Annotated in this window: 22 protein-coding genes; 15 read left to right on the forward strand and 7 right to left on the reverse strand. The window is 37.6% G+C overall.

The window, feature by feature from the left end; translation table 11 throughout:
* Nucleotides 1–109: 109 nt before the first annotated feature.
* Both nhaC and IGJ24_RS01915 read left to right on the forward strand, forming a co-directional pair.
* On the forward strand, nucleotides 110–1,516 hold the full coding sequence (gene nhaC, locus IGJ24_RS01910; protein ID WP_002363118.1) for a Na+/H+ antiporter NhaC: 1,407 nt from the start codon (nucleotides 110–112) through the stop codon (nucleotides 1,514–1,516).
* A gap of 354 nt (nucleotides 1,517–1,870) precedes the next feature.
* The gene (locus IGJ24_RS01915) at nucleotides 1,871–2,788 is read left to right on the forward strand and encodes a hypothetical protein (RefSeq protein ID WP_129193913.1); all 918 of its coding nucleotides are present in this window, start codon (nucleotides 1,871–1,873) and stop codon (nucleotides 2,786–2,788) included.
* Nucleotides 2,789–2,840: 52 nt separating this feature from the next.
* On the opposite strand, the gene IGJ24_RS01920 is transcribed toward IGJ24_RS01915, so the two are convergent.
* From IGJ24_RS01920 to IGJ24_RS01930, 3 genes are all read right to left on the reverse strand, one after another.
* Nucleotides 2,841–3,290, reverse strand: a complete 450-nt coding sequence (locus IGJ24_RS01920; protein ID WP_002355456.1) for a YehR family lipoprotein — start codon at nucleotides 3,288–3,290, stop codon at nucleotides 2,841–2,843.
* Nucleotides 3,291–3,440: 150 nt separating this feature from the next.
* On the reverse strand, nucleotides 3,441–3,947 hold the full coding sequence (locus tag IGJ24_RS01925) for a phosphatidylglycerophosphatase A family protein (protein ID WP_289865504.1): 507 nt from the start codon (nucleotides 3,945–3,947) through the stop codon (nucleotides 3,441–3,443).
* A gap of 131 nt (nucleotides 3,948–4,078) precedes the next feature.
* Nucleotides 4,079–5,032 (reverse strand): L-lactate dehydrogenase, encoded by a 954-nt coding sequence (locus IGJ24_RS01930; protein ID WP_002358635.1) that lies wholly within the window; start codon nucleotides 5,030–5,032, stop codon nucleotides 4,079–4,081.
* Between the two features lie 167 nt (nucleotides 5,033–5,199).
* On the opposite strand from IGJ24_RS01930, the gene IGJ24_RS01935 reads away from it, so the two are divergent.
* Nucleotides 5,200–5,562: a DUF4809 family protein gene (locus tag IGJ24_RS01935; RefSeq protein ID WP_002375886.1), complete on the forward strand. Its 363-nt coding sequence runs from the start codon at nucleotides 5,200–5,202 to the stop codon at nucleotides 5,560–5,562.
* A gap of 15 nt (nucleotides 5,563–5,577) precedes the next feature.
* A complete protein-coding gene (locus IGJ24_RS01940; protein ID WP_002375889.1) occupies nucleotides 5,578–5,988 on the forward strand; it encodes a DUF4809 family protein in 411 nt (136 codons plus the stop codon).
* 46 nt (nucleotides 5,989–6,034) lie between these two features.
* On the opposite strand, the gene IGJ24_RS01945 is transcribed toward IGJ24_RS01940, so the two are convergent.
* Entirely contained in the window at nucleotides 6,035–6,862 is an 828-nt protein-coding gene (locus IGJ24_RS01945) for a LysR family transcriptional regulator (RefSeq protein WP_002355461.1), read from the reverse strand.
* Nucleotides 6,863–7,003: 141 nt separating this feature from the next.
* On the opposite strand from IGJ24_RS01945, the gene IGJ24_RS01950 reads away from it, so the two are divergent.
* Together IGJ24_RS01950 and IGJ24_RS01955 are read left to right on the forward strand one after the other, a co-directional pair.
* Nucleotides 7,004–7,972: a TDT family transporter gene (locus IGJ24_RS01950; RefSeq protein WP_129193915.1), complete on the forward strand. Its 969-nt coding sequence runs from the start codon at nucleotides 7,004–7,006 to the stop codon at nucleotides 7,970–7,972.
* Nucleotides 7,973–7,993: 21 nt separating this feature from the next.
* Entirely contained in the window at nucleotides 7,994–8,953 is a 960-nt protein-coding gene (locus IGJ24_RS01955) for a GDP-mannose 4,6-dehydratase (RefSeq protein ID WP_002367973.1), read from the forward strand.
* Between the two features lie 13 nt (nucleotides 8,954–8,966).
* On the opposite strand, the gene IGJ24_RS01960 is transcribed toward IGJ24_RS01955, so the two are convergent.
* Nucleotides 8,967–9,314 (reverse strand): winged helix-turn-helix transcriptional regulator, encoded by a 348-nt coding sequence (locus IGJ24_RS01960; protein WP_002355464.1) that lies wholly within the window; start codon nucleotides 9,312–9,314, stop codon nucleotides 8,967–8,969.
* Between the two features lie 111 nt (nucleotides 9,315–9,425).
* On the opposite strand from IGJ24_RS01960, the gene IGJ24_RS01965 reads away from it, so the two are divergent.
* Nucleotides 9,426–10,043: a nitroreductase family protein gene (locus IGJ24_RS01965; protein WP_002355466.1), complete on the forward strand. Its 618-nt coding sequence runs from the start codon at nucleotides 9,426–9,428 to the stop codon at nucleotides 10,041–10,043.
* Between the two features lie 187 nt (nucleotides 10,044–10,230).
* Nucleotides 10,231–11,244: a lipoate--protein ligase gene (locus IGJ24_RS01970; protein ID WP_002389569.1), complete on the forward strand. Its 1,014-nt coding sequence runs from the start codon at nucleotides 10,231–10,233 to the stop codon at nucleotides 11,242–11,244.
* A 70-nt stretch (nucleotides 11,245–11,314) separates the two neighbouring features.
* Here the strand turns inward: IGJ24_RS01970 and IGJ24_RS01975 are convergent, their stop codons facing one another.
* Entirely contained in the window at nucleotides 11,315–12,169 is an 855-nt protein-coding gene (locus IGJ24_RS01975) for a M48 family metallopeptidase (protein WP_002382951.1), read from the reverse strand.
* A 182-nt stretch (nucleotides 12,170–12,351) separates the two neighbouring features.
* Entirely contained in the window at nucleotides 12,352–12,687 is a 336-nt protein-coding gene (locus IGJ24_RS01980; protein WP_002355470.1) for a hypothetical protein, read from the reverse strand.
* A 114-nt stretch (nucleotides 12,688–12,801) separates the two neighbouring features.
* Between IGJ24_RS01980 and IGJ24_RS01985 the strand changes: the two genes are divergently transcribed.
* The 7 genes from IGJ24_RS01985 (at nucleotide 12,802) to IGJ24_RS02015 (ending at nucleotide 18,721) form a co-directional block, all read left to right on the forward strand.
* Entirely contained in the window at nucleotides 12,802–13,086 is a 285-nt protein-coding gene (locus IGJ24_RS01985) for a hypothetical protein (protein ID WP_025190328.1), read from the forward strand.
* A 4-nt stretch (nucleotides 13,087–13,090) separates the two neighbouring features.
* Nucleotides 13,091–14,026, forward strand: a complete 936-nt coding sequence (locus tag IGJ24_RS01990) for a LacI family DNA-binding transcriptional regulator (RefSeq protein ID WP_002361227.1) — start codon at nucleotides 13,091–13,093, stop codon at nucleotides 14,024–14,026.
* Nucleotides 14,027–14,196: 170 nt separating this feature from the next.
* Nucleotides 14,197–14,793 (forward strand): nitroreductase family protein, encoded by a 597-nt coding sequence (locus tag IGJ24_RS01995; protein ID WP_002355475.1) that lies wholly within the window; start codon nucleotides 14,197–14,199, stop codon nucleotides 14,791–14,793.
* 42 nt (nucleotides 14,794–14,835) lie between these two features.
* Complete coding sequence (locus IGJ24_RS02000) at nucleotides 14,836–15,681, forward strand: VOC family protein (protein WP_002355476.1); 846 nt, start codon at nucleotides 14,836–14,838, stop codon at nucleotides 15,679–15,681.
* 128 nt (nucleotides 15,682–15,809) lie between these two features.
* Nucleotides 15,810–16,571, forward strand: a complete 762-nt coding sequence (locus IGJ24_RS02005; protein ID WP_002397519.1) for a DeoR/GlpR family DNA-binding transcription regulator — start codon at nucleotides 15,810–15,812, stop codon at nucleotides 16,569–16,571.
* Nucleotides 16,572–16,583: 12 nt separating this feature from the next.
* A complete protein-coding gene (locus IGJ24_RS02010; RefSeq protein ID WP_129193918.1) occupies nucleotides 16,584–17,984 on the forward strand; it encodes a M24 family metallopeptidase in 1,401 nt (466 codons plus the stop codon).
* Between the two features lie 86 nt (nucleotides 17,985–18,070).
* On the forward strand, nucleotides 18,071–18,721 hold the full coding sequence (locus tag IGJ24_RS02015) for a uracil-DNA glycosylase (RefSeq protein ID WP_002355481.1): 651 nt from the start codon (nucleotides 18,071–18,073) through the stop codon (nucleotides 18,719–18,721).
* Nucleotides 18,722–18,793: the final 72 nt, after the last annotated feature.

Here is an 18,793-nt window from a genome sequence, read left to right on the forward strand (position 1 = left end):
TTTTGCTGAGTGCCTCTTCACCTGATGACTATAGTAAATTGTCGTTTGGAAACTGAAGCAAGTTCGATTATTGCTTCAGTTTTCGCTTTCCATAAAAGGAGGTTTTCATATGAAATCAACGAAACCCACTGTTTCGTTCGCTGAAAGTTTAGGCATTTTGATTGCCTTGTTAGCGATTCTCGGGTACTTAATTATTGGTCAAAAATTAACCCCTCACATACCGATTCTTTTTGTATTCATGTTGTTGTTGCTTTATGGCAAATGGAAAGGATTTTCTTGGGATGAGATCCACGAGGGCATTGTGGAAGGGATTAAACCAGGGATCATTCCGATTATTATTTTCTTGCTGATAGGTGTCTTAGTTGCTACTTGGATTTTATCTGGGACGATTCCAACAATTATGGTCTATGGTTTTAAAATTATCTCAGTGAAGTTCTTCTTACCAACCGTTTTTGTGGTCTGTGCACTAGTTGGTGTGACGGTAGGGAGCTCCTTTACGACTGTTTCAACTATGGGGATTGCCTTTCTAGGTATTGGACATATTCTTGGATTCGACAATGCGATGACAGCTGGCGCAGTTGTTTCAGGTGCCTTTTTGGGGAACAATATTTCACCGTTATCTGATACAACAAACTTAGCTGCTGGAATTGGTGGCGTGAACCTTTTTGAACATATACTAAACATGATGTACACTGTTATTCCAGCGTTTATTATTTCGATTGTCGGCTATATCTTCTTGGGGCATCAATCTGGTTCGGCGGATTTACAATCGGTTGATGCAATGGTCCAAACGTTACATCAAGGATTCTGGATTTCACCGATTACATTGTTGCCAGTAGCGGTTTTATTCTTATTCGCTTGGAAAAAGGTACCGGCTATTCCAACGTTACTAGTCGGCTCTACAGTGGCGGTCATCTTAGCTTTTATAAATGATCATCACCTAAGTTTAGCGAAAGTTTCTACCATCTTAATGAGTGGTTATGTGGCAGATACAGGGGACCAAAGTATTGATACACTTTTATCTCGTGGTGGGATTGAAAGCATGTTAGGTTCTGCTGCGTTGATTATTTTGGCATTAGGTTTGGGCGGCTTGTTGATTAAGTTTAACATCGTGGCTACTTTAATTGATAAAATTAAAGGCTATGTGAATAATCCAGCTAAATTAATCGCTTTAACTGCTTTAAGTTCTGTGGGAATTAACTTACTAGTTGGCGAACAATATTTGTCAATTATTTTACCAGGGGAAACATTTAAATCCTCATTTACTCGTTTAGGTATTGATAAAAAATATTTAACTCGTACTTTGGCAGATGCTGGGGCGGCAGTCAACTCGTTAATTCCTTGGGGAGTTAGTGGTACCTTCATTATGGGAACGTTAAAAGTTGGTGCACTAGAATACTTACCGTATGCCTTTTTCCCATTGCTTTGTCCCATTATCACCGTCATTTTGGGGATATTCTTAAAAAAACAACAAGGGGAAAACAAAAAAGCACCAGGGACTAACGTTGAATTGTGAGTTTTTTCAGATAATTAAACAATTGGTTACGATTGAACCTCAGTGTATCTACTGATTGGTTCAATCGTTTTTTCGTCACAGATTTTTTACAATTCTTCATATAATCTTTGAAGCTCCTTAAAGGCAATTTAATTATTCTAAGTTATGATACAAAGGATCAATCAAATAGGTGGATGAACGTGGTGTTAAACTCATAGAGACTAACAGTAGTTTATTCTTGCTCAATGTTGAGGTGTAGGTTCGAATCCTACCGTCCACTTTTGTTATTTAAACCAACTAGAACGAAACACAAACAAGTGACGGATACACATGATTAAGGTACAATAAGGGTAGGGAAAACAAGGAGGAATTCTTATGAAAAAGATAGGGCTTATTTCTAGTGCTTTTCTTTTAACCCTTGCTTTAGCAGCATGTGGCGGCGGAAAAAGTACAGAAAATACGGATAGTCGTTCCAGTGCTGCGGAAAGTACCACAGTCGAGAGTACAAAAACATCTGCTACAAAAGAATCAAGTAGCAAAGCAGCAACGAAATCTAGTGATGCGAAACCGTCAGGAACAACAACAGCTGATTCGAAAGCAACAGCTTCTTCTACGAAGGAAGCGGCAAATAATGGCTCAGCAGAGAAGCAATCACCAGCGAAAAATGCGAATCCAGATGACCAAGCCAACCAAGTGCTTAACCAGCTAGCAAACATGTTTCCTGGTCAAGGCTTACCGCAGGCAATTTTAACGAGTCAAACGAATAACTTTTTAACTGCAGCGACAACATCACAAGCAGATCAAAACAATTTCCGTGTTTTATATTATGCAGAAAAAGAAGCGATTCCAGTGAATGATGCACGTGTTAATCAGTTAACGCCAATTAGTTCTTTTGAGAAAAAAACATATGGCTCTGATGCCGAAGCAAAAAATGCAGTGAACCAAATCATTGACAATGGCGGTCAACCAGTAGATTTAGGTTACAATATCACTGGTTATAAACAAGGGGCGGCAGGTTCTAGTTACTTATCTTGGCAAGAAGGCAATTGGAGTTTAGTCGTACGGGCCTCAAATATCAATGGTGAATCGCCTGATGATTTAGCGAAAAATGTTGTCAATATTTTGGAACAAGAAACATTACCAGCACCGAATACCGTTGGTCAAATCACATTGAACGTGGCAGGAACCACTGACTATAATCGAAACTCAGTAGTTTGGCAAGCCGGTACAGTCGTTTACTCTATCCACCATTTTGACCCAATTCAAGCAGTGAAGATGGCAACATCAATGTAATTAATAAAAAGAAAGCGTGCGACAATGGACATTGTCGCACGCTTTCTTTTTATTATTTTTGTTCTGTATAACCTTGTGACTCCACCAATTCTTGGCTTTTCTTCATGCTAATTCCCTTAGAAGAATCTCCATCAATCTGGATACCATCCACTTTTTTGGCTTTATCATAATCAAGTTTTTCATAATTAATCGTCAATTTTTCGATGGCTTGTTTGTCCTCATAGGTCAGTTTGTAATCAAGACCTTTGATGTCCTCATATTGTTTAGAAACGGGTTCCAACGCTGTTTTTGCCTCTTCTTTTGTAATCCCCAACTTGTCATAAGAAACAATGTTTTTAGCCGTTTGCGTTAAGACTTTATCTCCTTGGTACGTATAGGTTAAGGTGGAATCAATCCCATCTTGTGGCGAACCTACAAAGGTTTTTGTCTCTATTTTTGAACCGCAACTTGCAAGAAAAAATACCCCAATAAAAATTAAAAATACGCGTAAAAACTTTTTCATTTCTAGATAACCTCCTTTAGCTGTTTATTCTTGACTGTAACATAACACGGCAAATAATTACTGTTAAGTAGAAAGCTTGTGAGAAGTCCAGCAAATAAAACTAAATAAAAAAACTTGCCTCTTCTCATAAAAATGAAGAGGCAAGTTTTTTTATTTAGTAATATCACTTAAATCTGATTGTGAGTGAGCCAATCGACTGGCTGCCGCAGCCGCAATTGCACCTACGATATCATCCAAGAATGTGTGGACATGTTCGCCATCATGCGCATTTAACTCTTTTAAAATGCCTGGTTTTACCTTGTCGATATACCCATAGTTCGTAAAACCGATAGATCCATAAACATTTACAATGGAGAGCGCCATAATTTCATCAATGCCATAAAGCCCTTCATCTTCCGTTAAAATTTCTTGTAACGGTGAGAGTAGCTTGTTTTCTTCTGCCAGAATATCCAGTTGGACACCTGTAATAATCGCGTTGTGTACTTCACGCTTTGTTAACACGGCATCAACACTTTCTAAACAAGTATCTAATGTTAAATTATCAATATAATCTTTTTGTAAAAATAACACAAGTTCAGCTAAATCATTCATTGTTACGCCACGTTCTTGCAATAAACGACGTGCGCTATTTTCTAACGTATCTCCTTGGATTACCATTTTTTGTCCTCCTAATTTCTGCTTTAGTTGAAGTTCTTCTTTCATGGTACCAAAAAGAACGATAAAGGGGAATTAGAATCTATTTTGGTAGAGAATAATTTAGTTGAAGTGTTATTTTTAGTTAAAAATTACTAAGCGTTCGGTTGTAACGATGCCATCACTTGTTTTAATTGTGTCACTGATTTTTGGAAGAGTTCTTTTTCAGCGGCATTCAGATTCAATTCAATAATGTCAGTCACACCTTGATTGCCAACGACTGCAGGAATCCCTGTAAATACATCTTGTTGCCCATATTGCCCATCTAAGTAAGCTGAGACAGGTAAAATAGCTTGTTCATTATTTAAAATGGCTTTAACAATGCGTGCAGTACTCATACCAATCCCATAATAGGTCGCTTGTTTGCGATCGATAATTTCATAAGCTGTATTTTTCACTTTATCAGAAATGATTGGTAAATCGTCACTAGTTAAGCGCTCTGTCGTATCCACAATTTCTAAAATAGGTTTGGTACCAATCATGGTATGAGACCAGACAGCCACTTCAGAATCCCCGTGTTCGCCAATAATATAGCCGTGAACATTGCGTGGATCAATCGCTAAACGTTGAGACAGTTCTTTGCGGAAACGAGTTGTGTCCAAAGTTGTACCAGTTCCAATTACTCTTGAAACAGGTAAACCAGAAGCTTGCCAAGCCACATAAGTCAGTACATCGACAGGATTTGAGGCAATCACTAAAATTCCATCAAAACCAGATTTCATGATATTGTTAACAATTGTTTTCATAATTTCTGCATTGATTGAAACCAAATCTAGACGACTTTGCCCAGGTTTTTGATTAGCGCCAGCTGTAATCACGACGATATCGGCATCTTGGCAGTCTTGATAGTCGCCAGCCCAGACGTTTACATTTTCTTGACCCCAAGACACACCATCTAATAAGTCAATTGCTTCGCCTTCAGATTTGGCTTTGTCAATATCAACTAAGATTAATTCATTCGCAATCCCTTGGTTGATCATGGAATAGGCAATACTTGTGCCAACAAAACCAGTACCAATAATTGCGACTTTTTTGTTAAATACTTTCATCGTTCATCTCTTCTTTCTGTAATATTTCTTTCTTAGTGAATTATATCACGAACTTTTCAGGTGTGGTTATACCAATCTGTAATAGTCTTTATTAACAATTTAAATAAGGGAAGCGTGCTTTTTTTGTTATGATAAGAGTAGGAAAATAGAGAAGATAAGGAGGCAAAATGACAACGACAACAGTGTATTATGCAAGCAATAATGAAAAACAGCCGAACTGTTTTCAACTAGTTATCGGTAGCTTTAGCTATGAACTTCCAAAAATAGAAATCTACGAAATCCTGGAATGTGTCGCTTTAGCATATGGCTATCAAAAAGAACCATTCATTGAAGAACAAACAGAATGTTTTGTTAAAGGCAACCGTTGTATACATGTTTCCCAACAAGCGACGACGTTGACTTTTGTTGTGAATGATCTGCGTTTAGTAATGGAAAAACAATGCCGAAATCACGAAGAAGTCTTTCAAGAAGTCAATCATATTTTATTGAATATTTTTGAGGAGACCCCTTGTGTTTTTCTCGAAAAGTAGGAAAGAAGGATTAAGATGAAACAGGTGAAAATAACAACTACCTCAGACTTGATTAATGGCGGCTGCAATGCCTGTCCGAATGTGAAGTGTACGAATTATCTTGTTCATGTAGAAGATGAAACAATTGCGTTAGAAACGCTAACTGTTGCAGATTTAGTAACCTTATTAGCACTCAAAGAAGGGTTTCGTCAAAAATTAGTTATGGAAATGTTCGAAGAATATACGGTGTTTGAAAGGGAAACTCATCAAGTTGTATTCAAGGAAGAGGAAACGAGAATTCTTTTTCAATCAAAAAAACAGACCATTCAAAGCACTCTTTTGTGTAAAGAGCCACAACAAGTGTTCCAAGAAACCCAGCAAATTTTACACCAACTATTTGAGTTAGAACCTTTTGAATTTGAATTGGTAGAGGAAACTGATAAATAAAAAACAGGAAAACGATTTAGCGAAAGCTAAGTCGTTATCCTGTTTTTTAGGCTTGTCGTTCACGAATTTTTTCAACGATTCGGTTATAAACTTCAGAGAAGGAAGTGTTGGCATGGTGATCGGTCTGGACAATGAAAATTTTTCGAGAAGCAAAGGACTGATCAATTGGTTGCCAGGGGATCTCATCGGAAATAGATAATCGAGAAACAATTGATTGCCCAATGTTATTTTTTAGTAATTGTAACAGGACTTCGTTGTTGTTTAATTCGATAATTGGTAAGTTGATGCTGTGTTCGTTGAGATAAAGCTCATTGAAAAAACGTAAGCCAGAGTTCTTTTCTCTTAAGAGCCAAAATTTTGAAGCGGCATCTCCTGCTAGAACTAGTTGGTCTTCATAAACAATTTCTTTGTGTAGATTTTTGGTTTCAATGGGTTTTTCAATTAGTCCAATGTGGGCATGATTATTTTGAACCATATCCACGACTTCGTTTGAATTCATCAGTTGAATTGAAAAGTTGATGAGTGGAAAAGCGGTAACCAAACTCTCCATAATATCTGGCAATAAATAAATAGCAACTGTATTTGAAGAGGCTATAATGCAGTCTTCTTTAAAATTCTCTTTTTCTGCAGCTTGCGCAAAAGAAGTAGTTAAGCTTTCAATAATCGAGAGCATTTTTGGATATAAAAAATCAGCTTCTTTGGTAGGAATAACCGATTGTTTTCCATTACGATAGAACAGCTTGATCGAAAAGTGTTGCTCTAATTTCTTGATTTGCAAAGAAACAGTTGGCTGAGAAATATACAATTGTTTGGCCGCCGCACTAAAATTTTTGGTTTCATACACAGCAATAAATGTTTTGATCCATTCGAACATAAAATCGCCTCTTTCTATTTACTATCTTAATAGTTGGTATTGAAAATATTTATTTTACAAATATAAATATTTCATTTAGTATAATAACATACTTTTGATTAATATCAATAATAATAAATAAAGACGGAGTGTGACTACATAATGGTAGAAAGTGCGAAAAAATTCTTGCGGAAAGTCCCGATTCCCATTTGCGGACTAATTTTAGGGATGGTTTCTTTGGGGAATTTACTTTATTCCTTGGGATATGCAACAATTGGGACCATTTATTGTGTACTTGGCAGTCTCTTAATGATTTTAGTTATTTTAAAAATTATTTTTACAATGAAACATGCATTAAGCACCTTAGATGATCCAATTATTGCTTCGGTATCACCAACATTTACAATGGCTTTAATGGTTATCTGTGTTTTCTTAGATCGGATATTTACCAATGCTGCTTGGATTAACGTGTTGTGGATTGGCGCAGTGATTTTACATTTTATTTTAATGATTTATTTTGTAGCGGTGCATATTTTTCCAACAAAAATCGAACTGGAACATATTTATCCAAGCTGGTTTATTACGTTTGTCGGCATTGGCGTTATTCCTAATACTTCTCAATTGTTTATCAATGAGTTGGGAAAAATTGTTTTTTGGGTAGCGTTGTTCTTTTATTTACTCTTGTTACCAATTTTAATCAAGAGAATTACGAAGTCGAAAGAAATGCCTGAATCGACCATTCCTTTATTGACGATTATGACAGCGCCAGGTTCGTTATGTTTAGCTGGCTACATTTCAATGGGTGGTCATTTGTATATGCCATTAGTTGTTTTCTTGCTAATTTTATCTCAATGTATTTATGGGATTGTAGTTGTGAATCTATATAAAATTATGCAAGTGACATTCTATCCAAGTTATGCTGCCTTTACATTCCCATTAGTGATTTCTGCGACAGCATTAGTCAAAGTTAAACCTTTATTTGCAGAAAAGATAGGCCTAACGAGTCTGTTAAATATTTTGTCTACTTTTGAACTCTTATTAGCTGTGGCTATTGTAAGTTATGTGTTCATTCGATATTGCATTTTTTTATTCCAAAGAGAAAATAACACGAAAAAAGTGGAATTAAATTAAAAAAAGAGAGGAAGCAAAGAGGTGAAGAAACTATTAATTACTGGAGGAGCTGGCTTTATTGGTTCTAATTTGGCTAATTTTTATAGTCAACAGTATCAAGTTTTTGTGATTGATGATTTGTCCATGGGGCAAGTGTCAAATTTGCAACAAAATGAGCAGTTGGTTTTTATTAAAGGAAGTGTGACGGATCAGCAATTATTGGACGAAGTACTTTCAAAGCATTCGTTTGAGTATATCTTTCATCTTGCGGCCGTGGCAAGCGTGGCAAGTTCTGTGGCACAGCCTCTAGAGACCCACGAGGTCAATTTTTTAAGTGTATTGAAAATACTGGAATCAATAAAAAAATATCAAAAAAAGCTCAAACGTTTTGTTTTTGCTTCGTCAGCAGCCGTTTACGGTGCAGAGCCAACGTTGCCTAAAAGAGAAACTTCGGTGATTTGCCCTTTGAGTCCCTATGCTATTGATAAGTTTGCTGCTGAACGTTATGTTCTCAATGAATACCATTTACATGGGGTACCTACAAGCGCAGTTCGCTTCTTTAACGTCTATGGTCCCAATCAAAATCCTGCTTCACCCTATTCTGGTGTCCTGTCCATTTTGATGGATCGTTATATCCAGTTAGAGCAAGGGCAAGCGAGCCAATTTCAAATATTTGGAGATGGTCAGCAAACACGTGACTTTATCTACATTGAGGATGTCCTAACTGCATTAGATTTAGTAGCAACCAAAAGTGAAGCGTTGGGACATGTTTATAATGTGGGTACCGAAGTTGCCATTTCCCTTAATCAATTAATTGAAGAAATGAACCAATTAGTGGGACTTTCTTTGCCAGTTTCTTATCAAAAGGAACGAGATGGCGATATAAAATATTCTCTTTCAGATAGTTCTGCTTTGAAAGGCTTAGGTTTTTCACCCGTTTATTCAATTCAAGAAGGACTTCAAAAATATCTTAAGTTTACCCATAATACCCAAAATAGATAAAAAAAGACGAGACTTATTTGTTAAGTCTCGCCTTTTTTTGGGCAAATGTTTCGCCCCAATGGCAAAGTGAAGAGAGGGCATCGTAAAGAGCATATCCTTCCGGAGTGAGCGTATATTCCACACGAGGGGGCAGTTCGTTAAAGGATTCTCGATGGACTAGGCCATCTTTTTCCATTTCTCTCAAGCGATCTGTCAGGACGCGCTGAGTGATTCCGTCGAGCGCACGCATCAATTCACCGTTGCGCTTGGTTCCTTGGAATAATTCATCCATTAATGATAATTTCCATTTGCCGTTAATGGTGGAAAGGGCTAAGTTGATACTGGTTTGTTTATCAGTTGTCATAGTTTCTCCTTGTGACACGTAATGGTTACTTTTTTCTTCCTAGGTGAATAAAAAGTGCGTACTTTTTTTCTCCATCATAGTGAGTAATAATAACTATGTCAAGTAAGGTAAGAGGAAGGAAGAAGAAATATGATGTATCAAGATGTTGTTCGCAGCCGCCGCTCAGTTCGGGATTTTATGCCAGATGTTGAGATTCCTAAAGAGGAATTAATGGCTATAATTGAGGAAGCGATGTTCGCGCCAAATAGTACCAATTTAAATTCATGGCGTTTTTTAATTGTCACAGAAAAAGAACAAAAAGAGGCCCTTTACGAAGTTTCGATGCAACAACCAGCAGTTAAAGGGGCAGCGGCGGTGATTATTTTATTAGGTGATTTGACTGCTTATACAGTGGCAAATGCAGATGAAATCAGTGCTAAAGCTGTCGCACAAGGAACGATGACGGAAGAAATTCGTCAAGGAATTAATGAAAATGTTTCTTGGTACTATGATGTTAGCGAAGAACAAAAAAGAGAGTGGCTAATGTTAGACCAAGGCTTAGTTGCAATGCAGCTGATGCTTTCTGCAAAAGATCGAGGCTATGATACTGTGGCGATGTCTGGTTTTGAAACAGAAGCGGTTCGCAAGTTATTTAATATTGAAGATCATTTAGTGAACGGACTGATTATTCCGATTGGCAAAGCTCAAACACCCGGCTTTGAAACAGTCCGACGAGATGTTTCAGAAGTAGTAACTTGGTTAGACTAAAAAGCTAAACAGTTCTGTAATTGCTGTTTATTAGATTTTGAGCGTGGAACAAACATCCAAAGTGATTGTTGTCCCACGTTCGTTTTTTTGTTGATCATCCGCTTTTGAGAATGGCCAGAGAAGACGTTTAGTGAACCAATTTTGAAAGAAAGTGATACACTAGAAGAAAAAGAAGTGGGGCGACCTTATGCGTTATGTCATAATGCAGTCACGAGATATTCGTGAAAATTTAGCAACGGAAGATTATCTATTAAACACTCTCTCTTTTGAAGAGCCCTTAGTATTGTTTTATATTCAGGAACCCTGTGTTATTTTAGGCCGAAATCAAAATGCTTATGAAGAAATTGACTTAGCTTATGCTAGAGAGAAGGGAATCGTTATTACTCGCCGTTTATCGGGCGGTGGTGCTGTTTATGATGATCTCGGGAATGTCAGCTTTAGTTTTGTTGTTCAGGAAGGACATCAAGCTTTTGGGGATTTTAAAGCGTTCACTAAACCAATTATTGAAGCATTACATAAAATGGGCGCAACGGGGGCCGAGATTAGCGGTCGCAATGATTTATTAATTGATGGGAAAAAATTTTCTGGCAATGCCATGTATACAAAAAAGGGGAAGATGTATACTCATGGTACCTTGATGTATGATGTTGATTTGGCAGAAGTTCAACGTGTCTTAACTGTTTCTAAGAAAAAAATTGAATCAAAAGGGACAAAATCTGTTCGGGGACGCGTAACCAATTTACGGCCGTACTTAGACGAAAAATATCAACAATTAACCATCGAGGAATTTCGCAATCGTTTACTGATGGAGCTCTTTGATGTCGAATCTCTAACTGAAATTGCGGAGAAAGAATATGTCCTAACCAAAGCAGATCAACAGGAAATTAGGAAATTGGTCGCTGAAGTGTATGGCAATGAAGCTTGGATTTTTGGTGAAGCGCCTAAATTTACGATCAAAAAAGAAGAAAAGTTTAAAGGCGGCATTGTGGATGCACGTTTGACTGTTGAAAAAGGTAAAATAATTGAGTTAACGATTTATGGTGATTACTTTGCCAAAAAAGAAACAGCGGAAATCGTTGCGGCTTTATTAGGTGTGGACTATCAGTATTCATCAATTTGGCAAGCATTAGCAGCGTTTAACTTTGAAGACTACTTTGTAAATATCACCAAAGAAGAATTTGTTCATTTATTGGTGGATTAATAAACGTGCTGGGACAAAAGTTAAAGAATCTTTTGTCCCAGCACGTTTATTTAATGATGGTTGGCTCTTGCTAGAAAAATTTCCCATGAACGTCCCAATTGCCAGTATCTTTGGCTTTTTTCAATGTTTGCATTCGACGGAAGCCAACAGGATGATCGGATAAGAAGTTACTCAATTTAAGCCAGATGGTATCATCATGTAAATCAATACTGTGAAAGTATTCTTCTAAATCCACACGACTGCCCATGTATTTTCCTGAAAATAAATAAATCATGCTTAAAGCACCTTCTTCTGCGTAGTATAAACCTGCGCGATCAGCGGTATATTCTTGCGTTCTTGTAAAACTTTTATCTAACGCAACTGGTTTCAAAATAATGGATAACATTAGTCGCCATAAATTAGTGTGCCCACATTTATGGTGTCCTAGCTCGTGTGCCAAAATAAAGCGAATCAGCGAAAAATCGCCTGTATTGTACGCGATATCCAACAAATCACTGTGAATGACAACATAGCGTCTGTGTAAAGAGCATTTTGCCGCAAAAGCGTTTAAGACACCATTCCCGTTGATTAAATAAAGACGTGGCATCCTTAATTTTTTAGTGCCAAAGCCCATTTCTTTTGCCAAATCAATATACAAGGAATAAATTTCTGGTAACTGATTTTCTGTAATTTCCACTCCGTTAGAAGCAGTATCCATGTACATATAACGAATGGTAAAAAAAGCAATGACTGGCGCAATTGGTGCAATTAAGACAATTAATAACCAGTCAGGAATCGGCAAATCACTCAATATCAATAAAGCAACTAACCCCAATGCGAAAAACAATAAAACAAAACCAATGATAATCATTGGTACTTCAAAACGATAACGTAACTTAGCAACAGAAATTTCTTTCTTTTTTTCCTGCGGTTGACACATAAACATTCCTCCCCAAACATTTCCCAAACACTTTTTCAAATAAAATGACTTATCTGTTACTTCTAATATACCATTGGTTAATCGATAATGACAATGGTGGGAACTTGAATAAAGGTAATTATATCAAGTGATTAATGAAAGGGACTCGTTGTACGCAGGGAATTGGTCTATCTTGATTAAATAAAATTTTAATAATCTAACTGTTTTAGACGTAATAAAGTAGTTTCTGGAGTTAATTTTTTAATAACATACAAACGCAAAATCGCATGTTCAATTTTTTGTTCTTCTGGCGATAGCTCCGAATTTATATAGGATAACTTCTCGATTAAATAGGTTAAAAATGAGCCAGCGCCTTGGCTACCCACTAAAAAGCCCATTTCTTCCGTTTCGGTTAATTGTTGTTTTTTTAAGTGGTATATTTCTTGTGCAAGTGCCCCCGAGATAATGATTTCATCTGTTTGCTTGTTCAAATTTGTTAGTAAGTCGCTTTTTGTTGCTACTGTAACAGTTTCCATTGCACTCATCCTTTGCTTTTATATGATACATCTAGTATAACATGGCCTCACTTTTTTTATTTTTCCTCTTGCTCTGGTACGCGTTTCATAAGGTAAGCTAGGTGTATCAAAATATTGGAGGGCATGAAAATGAATGTTATAGTGGAGATAAGCGATAGACTTGGTATGGATTACTATTTTGTCTCGGTGACTACGACGGCCAAAAGTCTGCAGTTAGATAGTCCCAAAAAATACTATAAGATTTGGCATCAAGAAATTCCGTACCATCAGATAACGGAGTGGCACTTGACACAGCAGGAGGATATTCAGGAAATTTCTTTTGCTTGGCAGGAGACCTTTTATCGTTTTGTTGATTACGGGACAGGGATTGTGCCTTATTTAACTCAATTTTGTAAAGTAATGGGGTGAAAGTATGACAACAATTCGAGAAATTGCGCGCCTTTCAGGATCTTCAGTCACGACTGTTTCGCGTGTGATTAATCATCATCCGTATGTTTCTGAAGAAAAACGACTGAAAATCCAAGCAATTATCGATGAGTTGGGCTATAAGCCCAATATATTAGCGAGAAATCTTAGCTTTGGGAAAAGTAATACATTAGGTGTCATGGTTCCTTATACGAATCAACCTTATTTTGATGCTATTTTAAGTGGGATTATCCACCAAGCATTTCAGCAAGGGATGATGGTCAGTTTATTACCAACGGATTATGATAAAGAAGTTGAAAAAAGTTACTTGGAAAAAATGGCCACGGGTGCGTTTGATGGCATGATTGTTTTGTCAAAGGCAAATCCTTTAAGTGTGTTTGCTCCGTATAAAGAGCAAGTTGTTTTTTGTGAAAAAATAGAAGACCCTAGTTATGCTAGTATCTATATCGATCGTTTAACCGTTTATCGGCGGGTCTTCCAAGCATTGAAACAACAAGGATGTAGTGAAGTGGCAATTACGATTAACCGTGCACCAGAAAAAAGTACAAGCGCACGCTATTTAGTTGACGCATATCAGGAAATTTATGGAGCGATTCCTGAAAATCGGTTATTTAAGGACTGTTTAACCTATGAAGATGGGTGTGAAGTAGGACGTCACTGTGGGCAAGATCCAACGCTCCAAGCGGTTGTGACCAACGGTGATGAAATTGCCGCAGGGATTCAAGCCGTTATTGAAAGACCACTCTTTTTAGTGGGACAGGAACAAACTTTATTAAGTGAAATTTTAAATTTTTCAACAATCTGTCATCCATTAATGGAATTAGGGGAAAAAGCCACACATTTATTTCAAGAAAAACGGCCGAAAACGATTCAATTGACTTCTACATTTATTAATCGACAACCAGATTTTTCTTTTTCTTAGAAAAAAGCTGGTTGTTTTTTCTTTGGTAGAATAAGGTTTTTCACTAAAAAATAAAAAAACTTACAAAAAGTAAGACAAAAAGCTTTACTTACTTTTAGTAAGGTAGTATAGTAAGCATGTAAACAAAATTAAATGAATTTACTGAGGAAATTCGAAAGGATGAACATATTATGTCAAAATTTACTGAAATGATGAAAAACCGTCGTTCAATCTATGCTTTAGGAGAAAACTTACCAATTTCAAAAGAAGAAGTAACTGCTTTAGTAAAAGAAGTTGTTAGAGAAAGTCCAACAGCTTTTAACTCTCAAACACAACGTGTTGTGTTCTTATTCGGCGATGCTCACAAAAAATTATGGGCAATGACTGAAGACGCCTTAAAACCATTAACTCCAGCAGAAGCATTTCCAAACACACAAGCTAAATTACAAGGTTTTGCAGCTGGTGCGGGCACAATTTTATTCTTTGAAGATACAGATATCGTGAAAAACTTACAAGATAGCTTCCCATTATATGCGGATAACTTCCCTGTTTGGTCTGAACAAGCAACTGGTTTAACACAAGCAAACGTTTGGACTGCCTTAGCGCAAGAAAATATCGGCGCAAACTTACAACACTACAACCCAGTCATTGACGAAGCGGTTGCTGCAGAATGGTCAATTCCTGCAAACTGGAATTTACGTGCACAAATGGTTATTGGTTCCATTGAAGCGCCAGCTGGCGAAAAAGAATACATGGAAGATAGTGCTCGTTTTAAAGAATTCAACTAAATCATTGCTTTAGTAAAATGAAGAGGAAAGGAGTGAAAGCAAATGGTTCAAGCATTACCAAGTAATATTGGGATTCAACAAGTCACTTTGAAAGTGGCTGATTTAGATAAAATGGTAAACTTTTATACGAAAACAATTGGCTTAAAACTTTTAAAACAAGGAGAGGGACGTGCTTGGCTAGCGCCACAAGGCACCAACGATGCAATTCTTGTCTTAAAAGAACTAACAGCTGGGGAAGAAAATCAGGGTACCACTGGCTTGTACCATATTGCTTTCCTGCTACCAACCCGCAAAGATTTAGGCAATATGTTGCTGTGGCTTTTGCAGGAAAATGTGCAAATTGGCGCAGCAGATCATGGCTATAGTGAAGCCCTTTACTTAAGTGATCCAGAAAATAATGGCATCGAAATTTATTGGGATAAACCAGAAGAAGTCTGGGATATTCGTCCAAATGGTGAAATTATCGGTGTGACAGAAGAATTAGACGGTGATAGTTTAGCTGCAGAAGCTGACGGTCACTGGCTAGGAATTTCCGAAGGTTCTAAAATTGGGCACATTCATTTGAAAGTGGCCGATTTAGATACCACTGAAACGTTCTATAAAAATTTAGGGTTTGGCTTAAAGTCTAACTTTGGTCAACAAGCGAAGTTTTTTGCAGCGGGTCAGTACCATCATCATATTGGGACAAATACATGGAGCGGCAAACAGCTGCCAACGATTCAAGAAAATCAATTTGGCTTAGAAAATTACACCTTCCGTTTACCAACTGCGGCAGATTTAGAGATCGTCCAAGCCAATGCGGAAGAAGCAAAGTTACATTTTATTGCCAAAGATCATTTACTTGCGTTAGAAGATCCTAGCGGCATGATTATTCAATTTACCTATTAAAACCACTCTCAAACTAGCCCTTCGTTAGAAAATGAAGGACTAGTTTTTTTGTCTTGTTTGCATTATTTTGCATTTGTTTGCAAAATAATGCAAAAGGTGCTATCTTTACTTAGAAGAGGTGAGGAAGCATGTTGATTGAAGAACGTTTAGCCAAGATTCAAAAAATAGTGAATGAACAAAAAAGTATTTCCATGGAAGCGTTAGCGGAGCAAGTCTCCGTTTCAAAAGATACTATTCGACGAGATTTAATTCGTTTAGAAAAGGAAGGACATTTAAAGAGAACGCATGGTGGCGCTATCTCAGTGCAGTCTGAAGCAACTATTTACGATTATGCTCAACGAATAATGAAGCATCCAGAGAAAAAACAAGCGATTGCCCAAAAAGTTTGGGCAAATATTCCCAAACAAGCGTCCATTTTTTTTGATTCATCAACCACGGTGGAAGCAGCTATTCGAGCGATGGAAAATAGTCCGATTCACGCGATCACGAACTCTCTCAGTCATGCGCTACTTCTAGCGCAAATGGATCAAACAAAAATTACAGTATTACCTGGGCAACTGCATAAACAACAACTCTTTTTGTTTGGGGCAGAAACAGTCGCTAAGGTTGGGGAATTTGCCCCCGACTATACATTATTAGGTGTGTTTGCGTTATCTGAACAAGGATTATTTATTCACACAGAAGAAGAAGGTCAAGTCAAACGGCGAATGATTCAACAAGGCAAACAAGTCATTGCCTTAGCAGACCAAACGAAATTAAACAAAACGGGTTTATTTAAAATTTGCGAATTAACAGAAATTGATTGTTTAGTGACAGATACACAACCTGATGAAAAATTCTGTGAGCAGTTAGCGCAAGCAGGCGTAACGTTGATTGTCGCAGATGAATAATGGAGGATAATAATGAAGCGAAAAATTAATTATACACATATTGCTGAACCTACTGTTTTTGAGAATGTTTTTCCAACGTATTTGACGAATGAAACGATGATGGCGCGTAAGCAGAAAGTATTACAACGAATGGAAACAGAAAAATTCGATCAATTGGTCTTCTATGCAGACAAAGAGCATGGCAGTAATTTTGAATACTTAACTGGCTTTATTCCGAGGTTTGAAGAAGGACTCCTTGTGTTAAATAAGGATGGTATGGCGACACTTATTTTAGGTAATGAAAATTTAAAACTGTGCCAACATGCCCGCATCTCAGCCGATTTAATTCATTATCCAGCTTTTTCGCTACCGAATCAACCAATGGCTGGGGAACAAAAGTTGGCGCAGATTTTTGAAACGCTTCTCGATGAAACAGCTCAAAAAATAGGTATTGTTGGTTGGAAAATGTTTACGACACAACAGCAAGAACCTGCTACTATGTTTGATGTGCCATATTTTATTGTCGAAGCACTGAAAAAAGCGCTGCCGAAAGAAGCTCGTTTACTAAATGGGACCCACTTATTGATTGGAGCAAAGGGGGCCCGCACAACAAATAATGCTAACGAATTGGCGCACTATGAATATGGGGCGAATTTGGCTTCTCGCAGTATGTTAAAGGCCTTAAATGCAATTGAAGTAGGACAGCGTGAAACGGACATTGGGGCTTTGTTAAATGATGAAGGTCAAACGCCGACGGTAGTAACCATTGCGGCAACTGGTCAACGTTTTGAATATGCAAACATGTATCCGACTGCCAAAGAAATTCAGTTAGGTGATGCCTTATCATTAACTACAGGCTACAAAGGCGGCTTGTCGAGCCGAACAGGTTTTGTTATTGAAAACGAGCAGCAATTGCCAGAAGCGCAACGTGATTATTTAGAGCGCGTAGCAAAACCCTATTTTCAAGCTGTCGTTCACTGGCTTGAAACCATTCGAATCGGACTGTTAGGGCGAGAAATGTACCAAGCGATTGAAGAACAGTTACCAAAAGAAATCTATTACTGGCATTTGAATCCTGGGCATTTAGTTTCGGATGATGAATGGATGTCGTCGCCTATTTATCCAGATTCAGCCATTCGCTTGGAAAGTGGCATGCTCTTTCAAGTGGATATTATTCCTTCTGTACCTGGTTATACAGGGGTGAGTGCAGAAGAATGTGTGGCTTTGGCTGATGAAACATTGCAAAAAGAGATTCAACAAACTTATCCAGACATGTGGCAACGGATTGCGACACGCAAAGCCTATTTAAAGGAGACATTGAAGATTGACTTACCATCGGAGGTTTTACCAATGTCTAATTTAGTTGGTTACTTACGGCCTTTTTATCTAGCTAAAGACAAAGCTTTGTGTGTAGAAAAACCAGCTCCTAAATGAGTAGGCTCCTTTTTTGAGTTTCTTTTGGGCCTTATTTATAATCAATATAGCGAAGGAAGAACACCAGAAGAGAGGCGTGATGGTAAATGCACTATCCTGAACATCTGAAAAAAGCAGTTTTAGCTAAAGCAAAAGACTTACCATTAGAAGGTTTTGTGGAAGGGCAAGGTCCGCAACAGCCAAAAGTGATGTTGATTGGGGAAGCCCCTGGAAAAGAAGAAATTAAAGAAAACGTACCATTTATAGGGCGTTCAGGTCAATTGTTGATGGAACAATTACAACAAGTTGGCTTAAGTCGTGAAACGGTGTATATCACCAGTGCGGTTAGGAGTCGGCCTTTTTCTGTAAAAACGAAGCAGATAGCAAAAACGGGAGAAAGAGTAACCAAATTTCCTAATCGAACCCCAACCAAAGAAGAAATCAAAATTTTTGCGCCTTTGCTTGATTGGGAAATCGCTGTTTGCCAACCTGAACTAATTTTGACACTGGGGAATATTGGGTTGCAACGACTTTTAGGACCAAAGCCAACAATCACTGCAGTGCACGGAACGGTCATTCAGTCGCCCATTCAAACATTTGATGAGCAATCCCAAAACTATCATTGGACGCAGAAAACCTATCAAATCATTCCACTCTTCCATCCAGCAGCTGTCTTTTATAATTATCGTTTAAAAGAAGTCGTGAAAGAAGATTGGCAAGTGGTTCAAAAACAACTGCAACTGCTTAAGAAAGTTTAAAATGAGAAAAATAGAAGGATGGTTGTTTTTTCGAAGAGAGAATGCTACCCTAGAAGTATCAATAAATAGACA

This window comes from Enterococcus sp. DIV0546, from assembly GCF_051712785.1.
Taxonomy (GTDB): domain Bacteria; phylum Bacillota; class Bacilli; order Lactobacillales; family Enterococcaceae; genus Enterococcus; species Enterococcus faecalis.

Excerpts from the sequence above, each read along its gene's own strand:
- nhaC (WP_002363118.1), top strand. The coding sequence starts at position 110 with ATGAAATCAACGAAACCCACTGTTTCGTTCGCTGAAAGTTTAGGCATT.
- IGJ24_RS01915 (WP_129193913.1), top strand. The coding sequence starts at position 1,871 with ATGAAAAAGATAGGGCTTATTTCTAGTGCTTTTCTTTTAACCCTTGCT.
- IGJ24_RS01920 (WP_002355456.1), bottom strand. The coding sequence starts at position 3,290 with ATGAAAAAGTTTTTACGCGTATTTTTAATTTTTATTGGGGTATTTTTT.
- IGJ24_RS01925 (WP_289865504.1), bottom strand. The coding sequence starts at position 3,947 with ATGGTAATCCAAGGAGATACGTTAGAAAATAGCGCACGTCGTTTATTG.
- IGJ24_RS01930 (WP_002358635.1), bottom strand. The coding sequence starts at position 5,032 with ATGAAAGTATTTAACAAAAAAGTCGCAATTATTGGTACTGGTTTTGTT.
- IGJ24_RS01935 (WP_002375886.1), top strand. The coding sequence starts at position 5,200 with ATGACAACGACAACAGTGTATTATGCAAGCAATAATGAAAAACAGCCG.
- IGJ24_RS01940 (WP_002375889.1), top strand. The coding sequence starts at position 5,578 with ATGAAACAGGTGAAAATAACAACTACCTCAGACTTGATTAATGGCGGC.
- IGJ24_RS01945 (WP_002355461.1), bottom strand. The coding sequence starts at position 6,862 with ATGTTCGAATGGATCAAAACATTTATTGCTGTGTATGAAACCAAAAAT.
- IGJ24_RS01950 (WP_129193915.1), top strand. The coding sequence starts at position 7,004 with ATGGTAGAAAGTGCGAAAAAATTCTTGCGGAAAGTCCCGATTCCCATT.
- IGJ24_RS01965 (WP_002355466.1), top strand. The coding sequence starts at position 9,426 with ATGATGTATCAAGATGTTGTTCGCAGCCGCCGCTCAGTTCGGGATTTT.
- IGJ24_RS01970 (WP_002389569.1), top strand. The coding sequence starts at position 10,231 with ATGCGTTATGTCATAATGCAGTCACGAGATATTCGTGAAAATTTAGCA.
- IGJ24_RS01975 (WP_002382951.1), bottom strand. The coding sequence starts at position 12,169 with ATGTTTATGTGTCAACCGCAGGAAAAAAAGAAAGAAATTTCTGTTGCT.
- IGJ24_RS01980 (WP_002355470.1), bottom strand. The coding sequence starts at position 12,687 with ATGAGTGCAATGGAAACTGTTACAGTAGCAACAAAAAGCGACTTACTA.
- IGJ24_RS01985 (WP_025190328.1), top strand. The coding sequence starts at position 12,802 with ATGAAAATGAATGTTATAGTGGAGATAAGCGATAGACTTGGTATGGAT.
- IGJ24_RS01990 (WP_002361227.1), top strand. The coding sequence starts at position 13,091 with ATGACAACAATTCGAGAAATTGCGCGCCTTTCAGGATCTTCAGTCACG.
- IGJ24_RS01995 (WP_002355475.1), top strand. The coding sequence starts at position 14,197 with ATGTCAAAATTTACTGAAATGATGAAAAACCGTCGTTCAATCTATGCT.
- IGJ24_RS02000 (WP_002355476.1), top strand. The coding sequence starts at position 14,836 with ATGGTTCAAGCATTACCAAGTAATATTGGGATTCAACAAGTCACTTTG.
- IGJ24_RS02005 (WP_002397519.1), top strand. The coding sequence starts at position 15,810 with ATGTTGATTGAAGAACGTTTAGCCAAGATTCAAAAAATAGTGAATGAA.
- IGJ24_RS02010 (WP_129193918.1), top strand. The coding sequence starts at position 16,584 with ATGAAGCGAAAAATTAATTATACACATATTGCTGAACCTACTGTTTTT.
- IGJ24_RS02015 (WP_002355481.1), top strand. The coding sequence starts at position 18,071 with ATGCACTATCCTGAACATCTGAAAAAAGCAGTTTTAGCTAAAGCAAAA.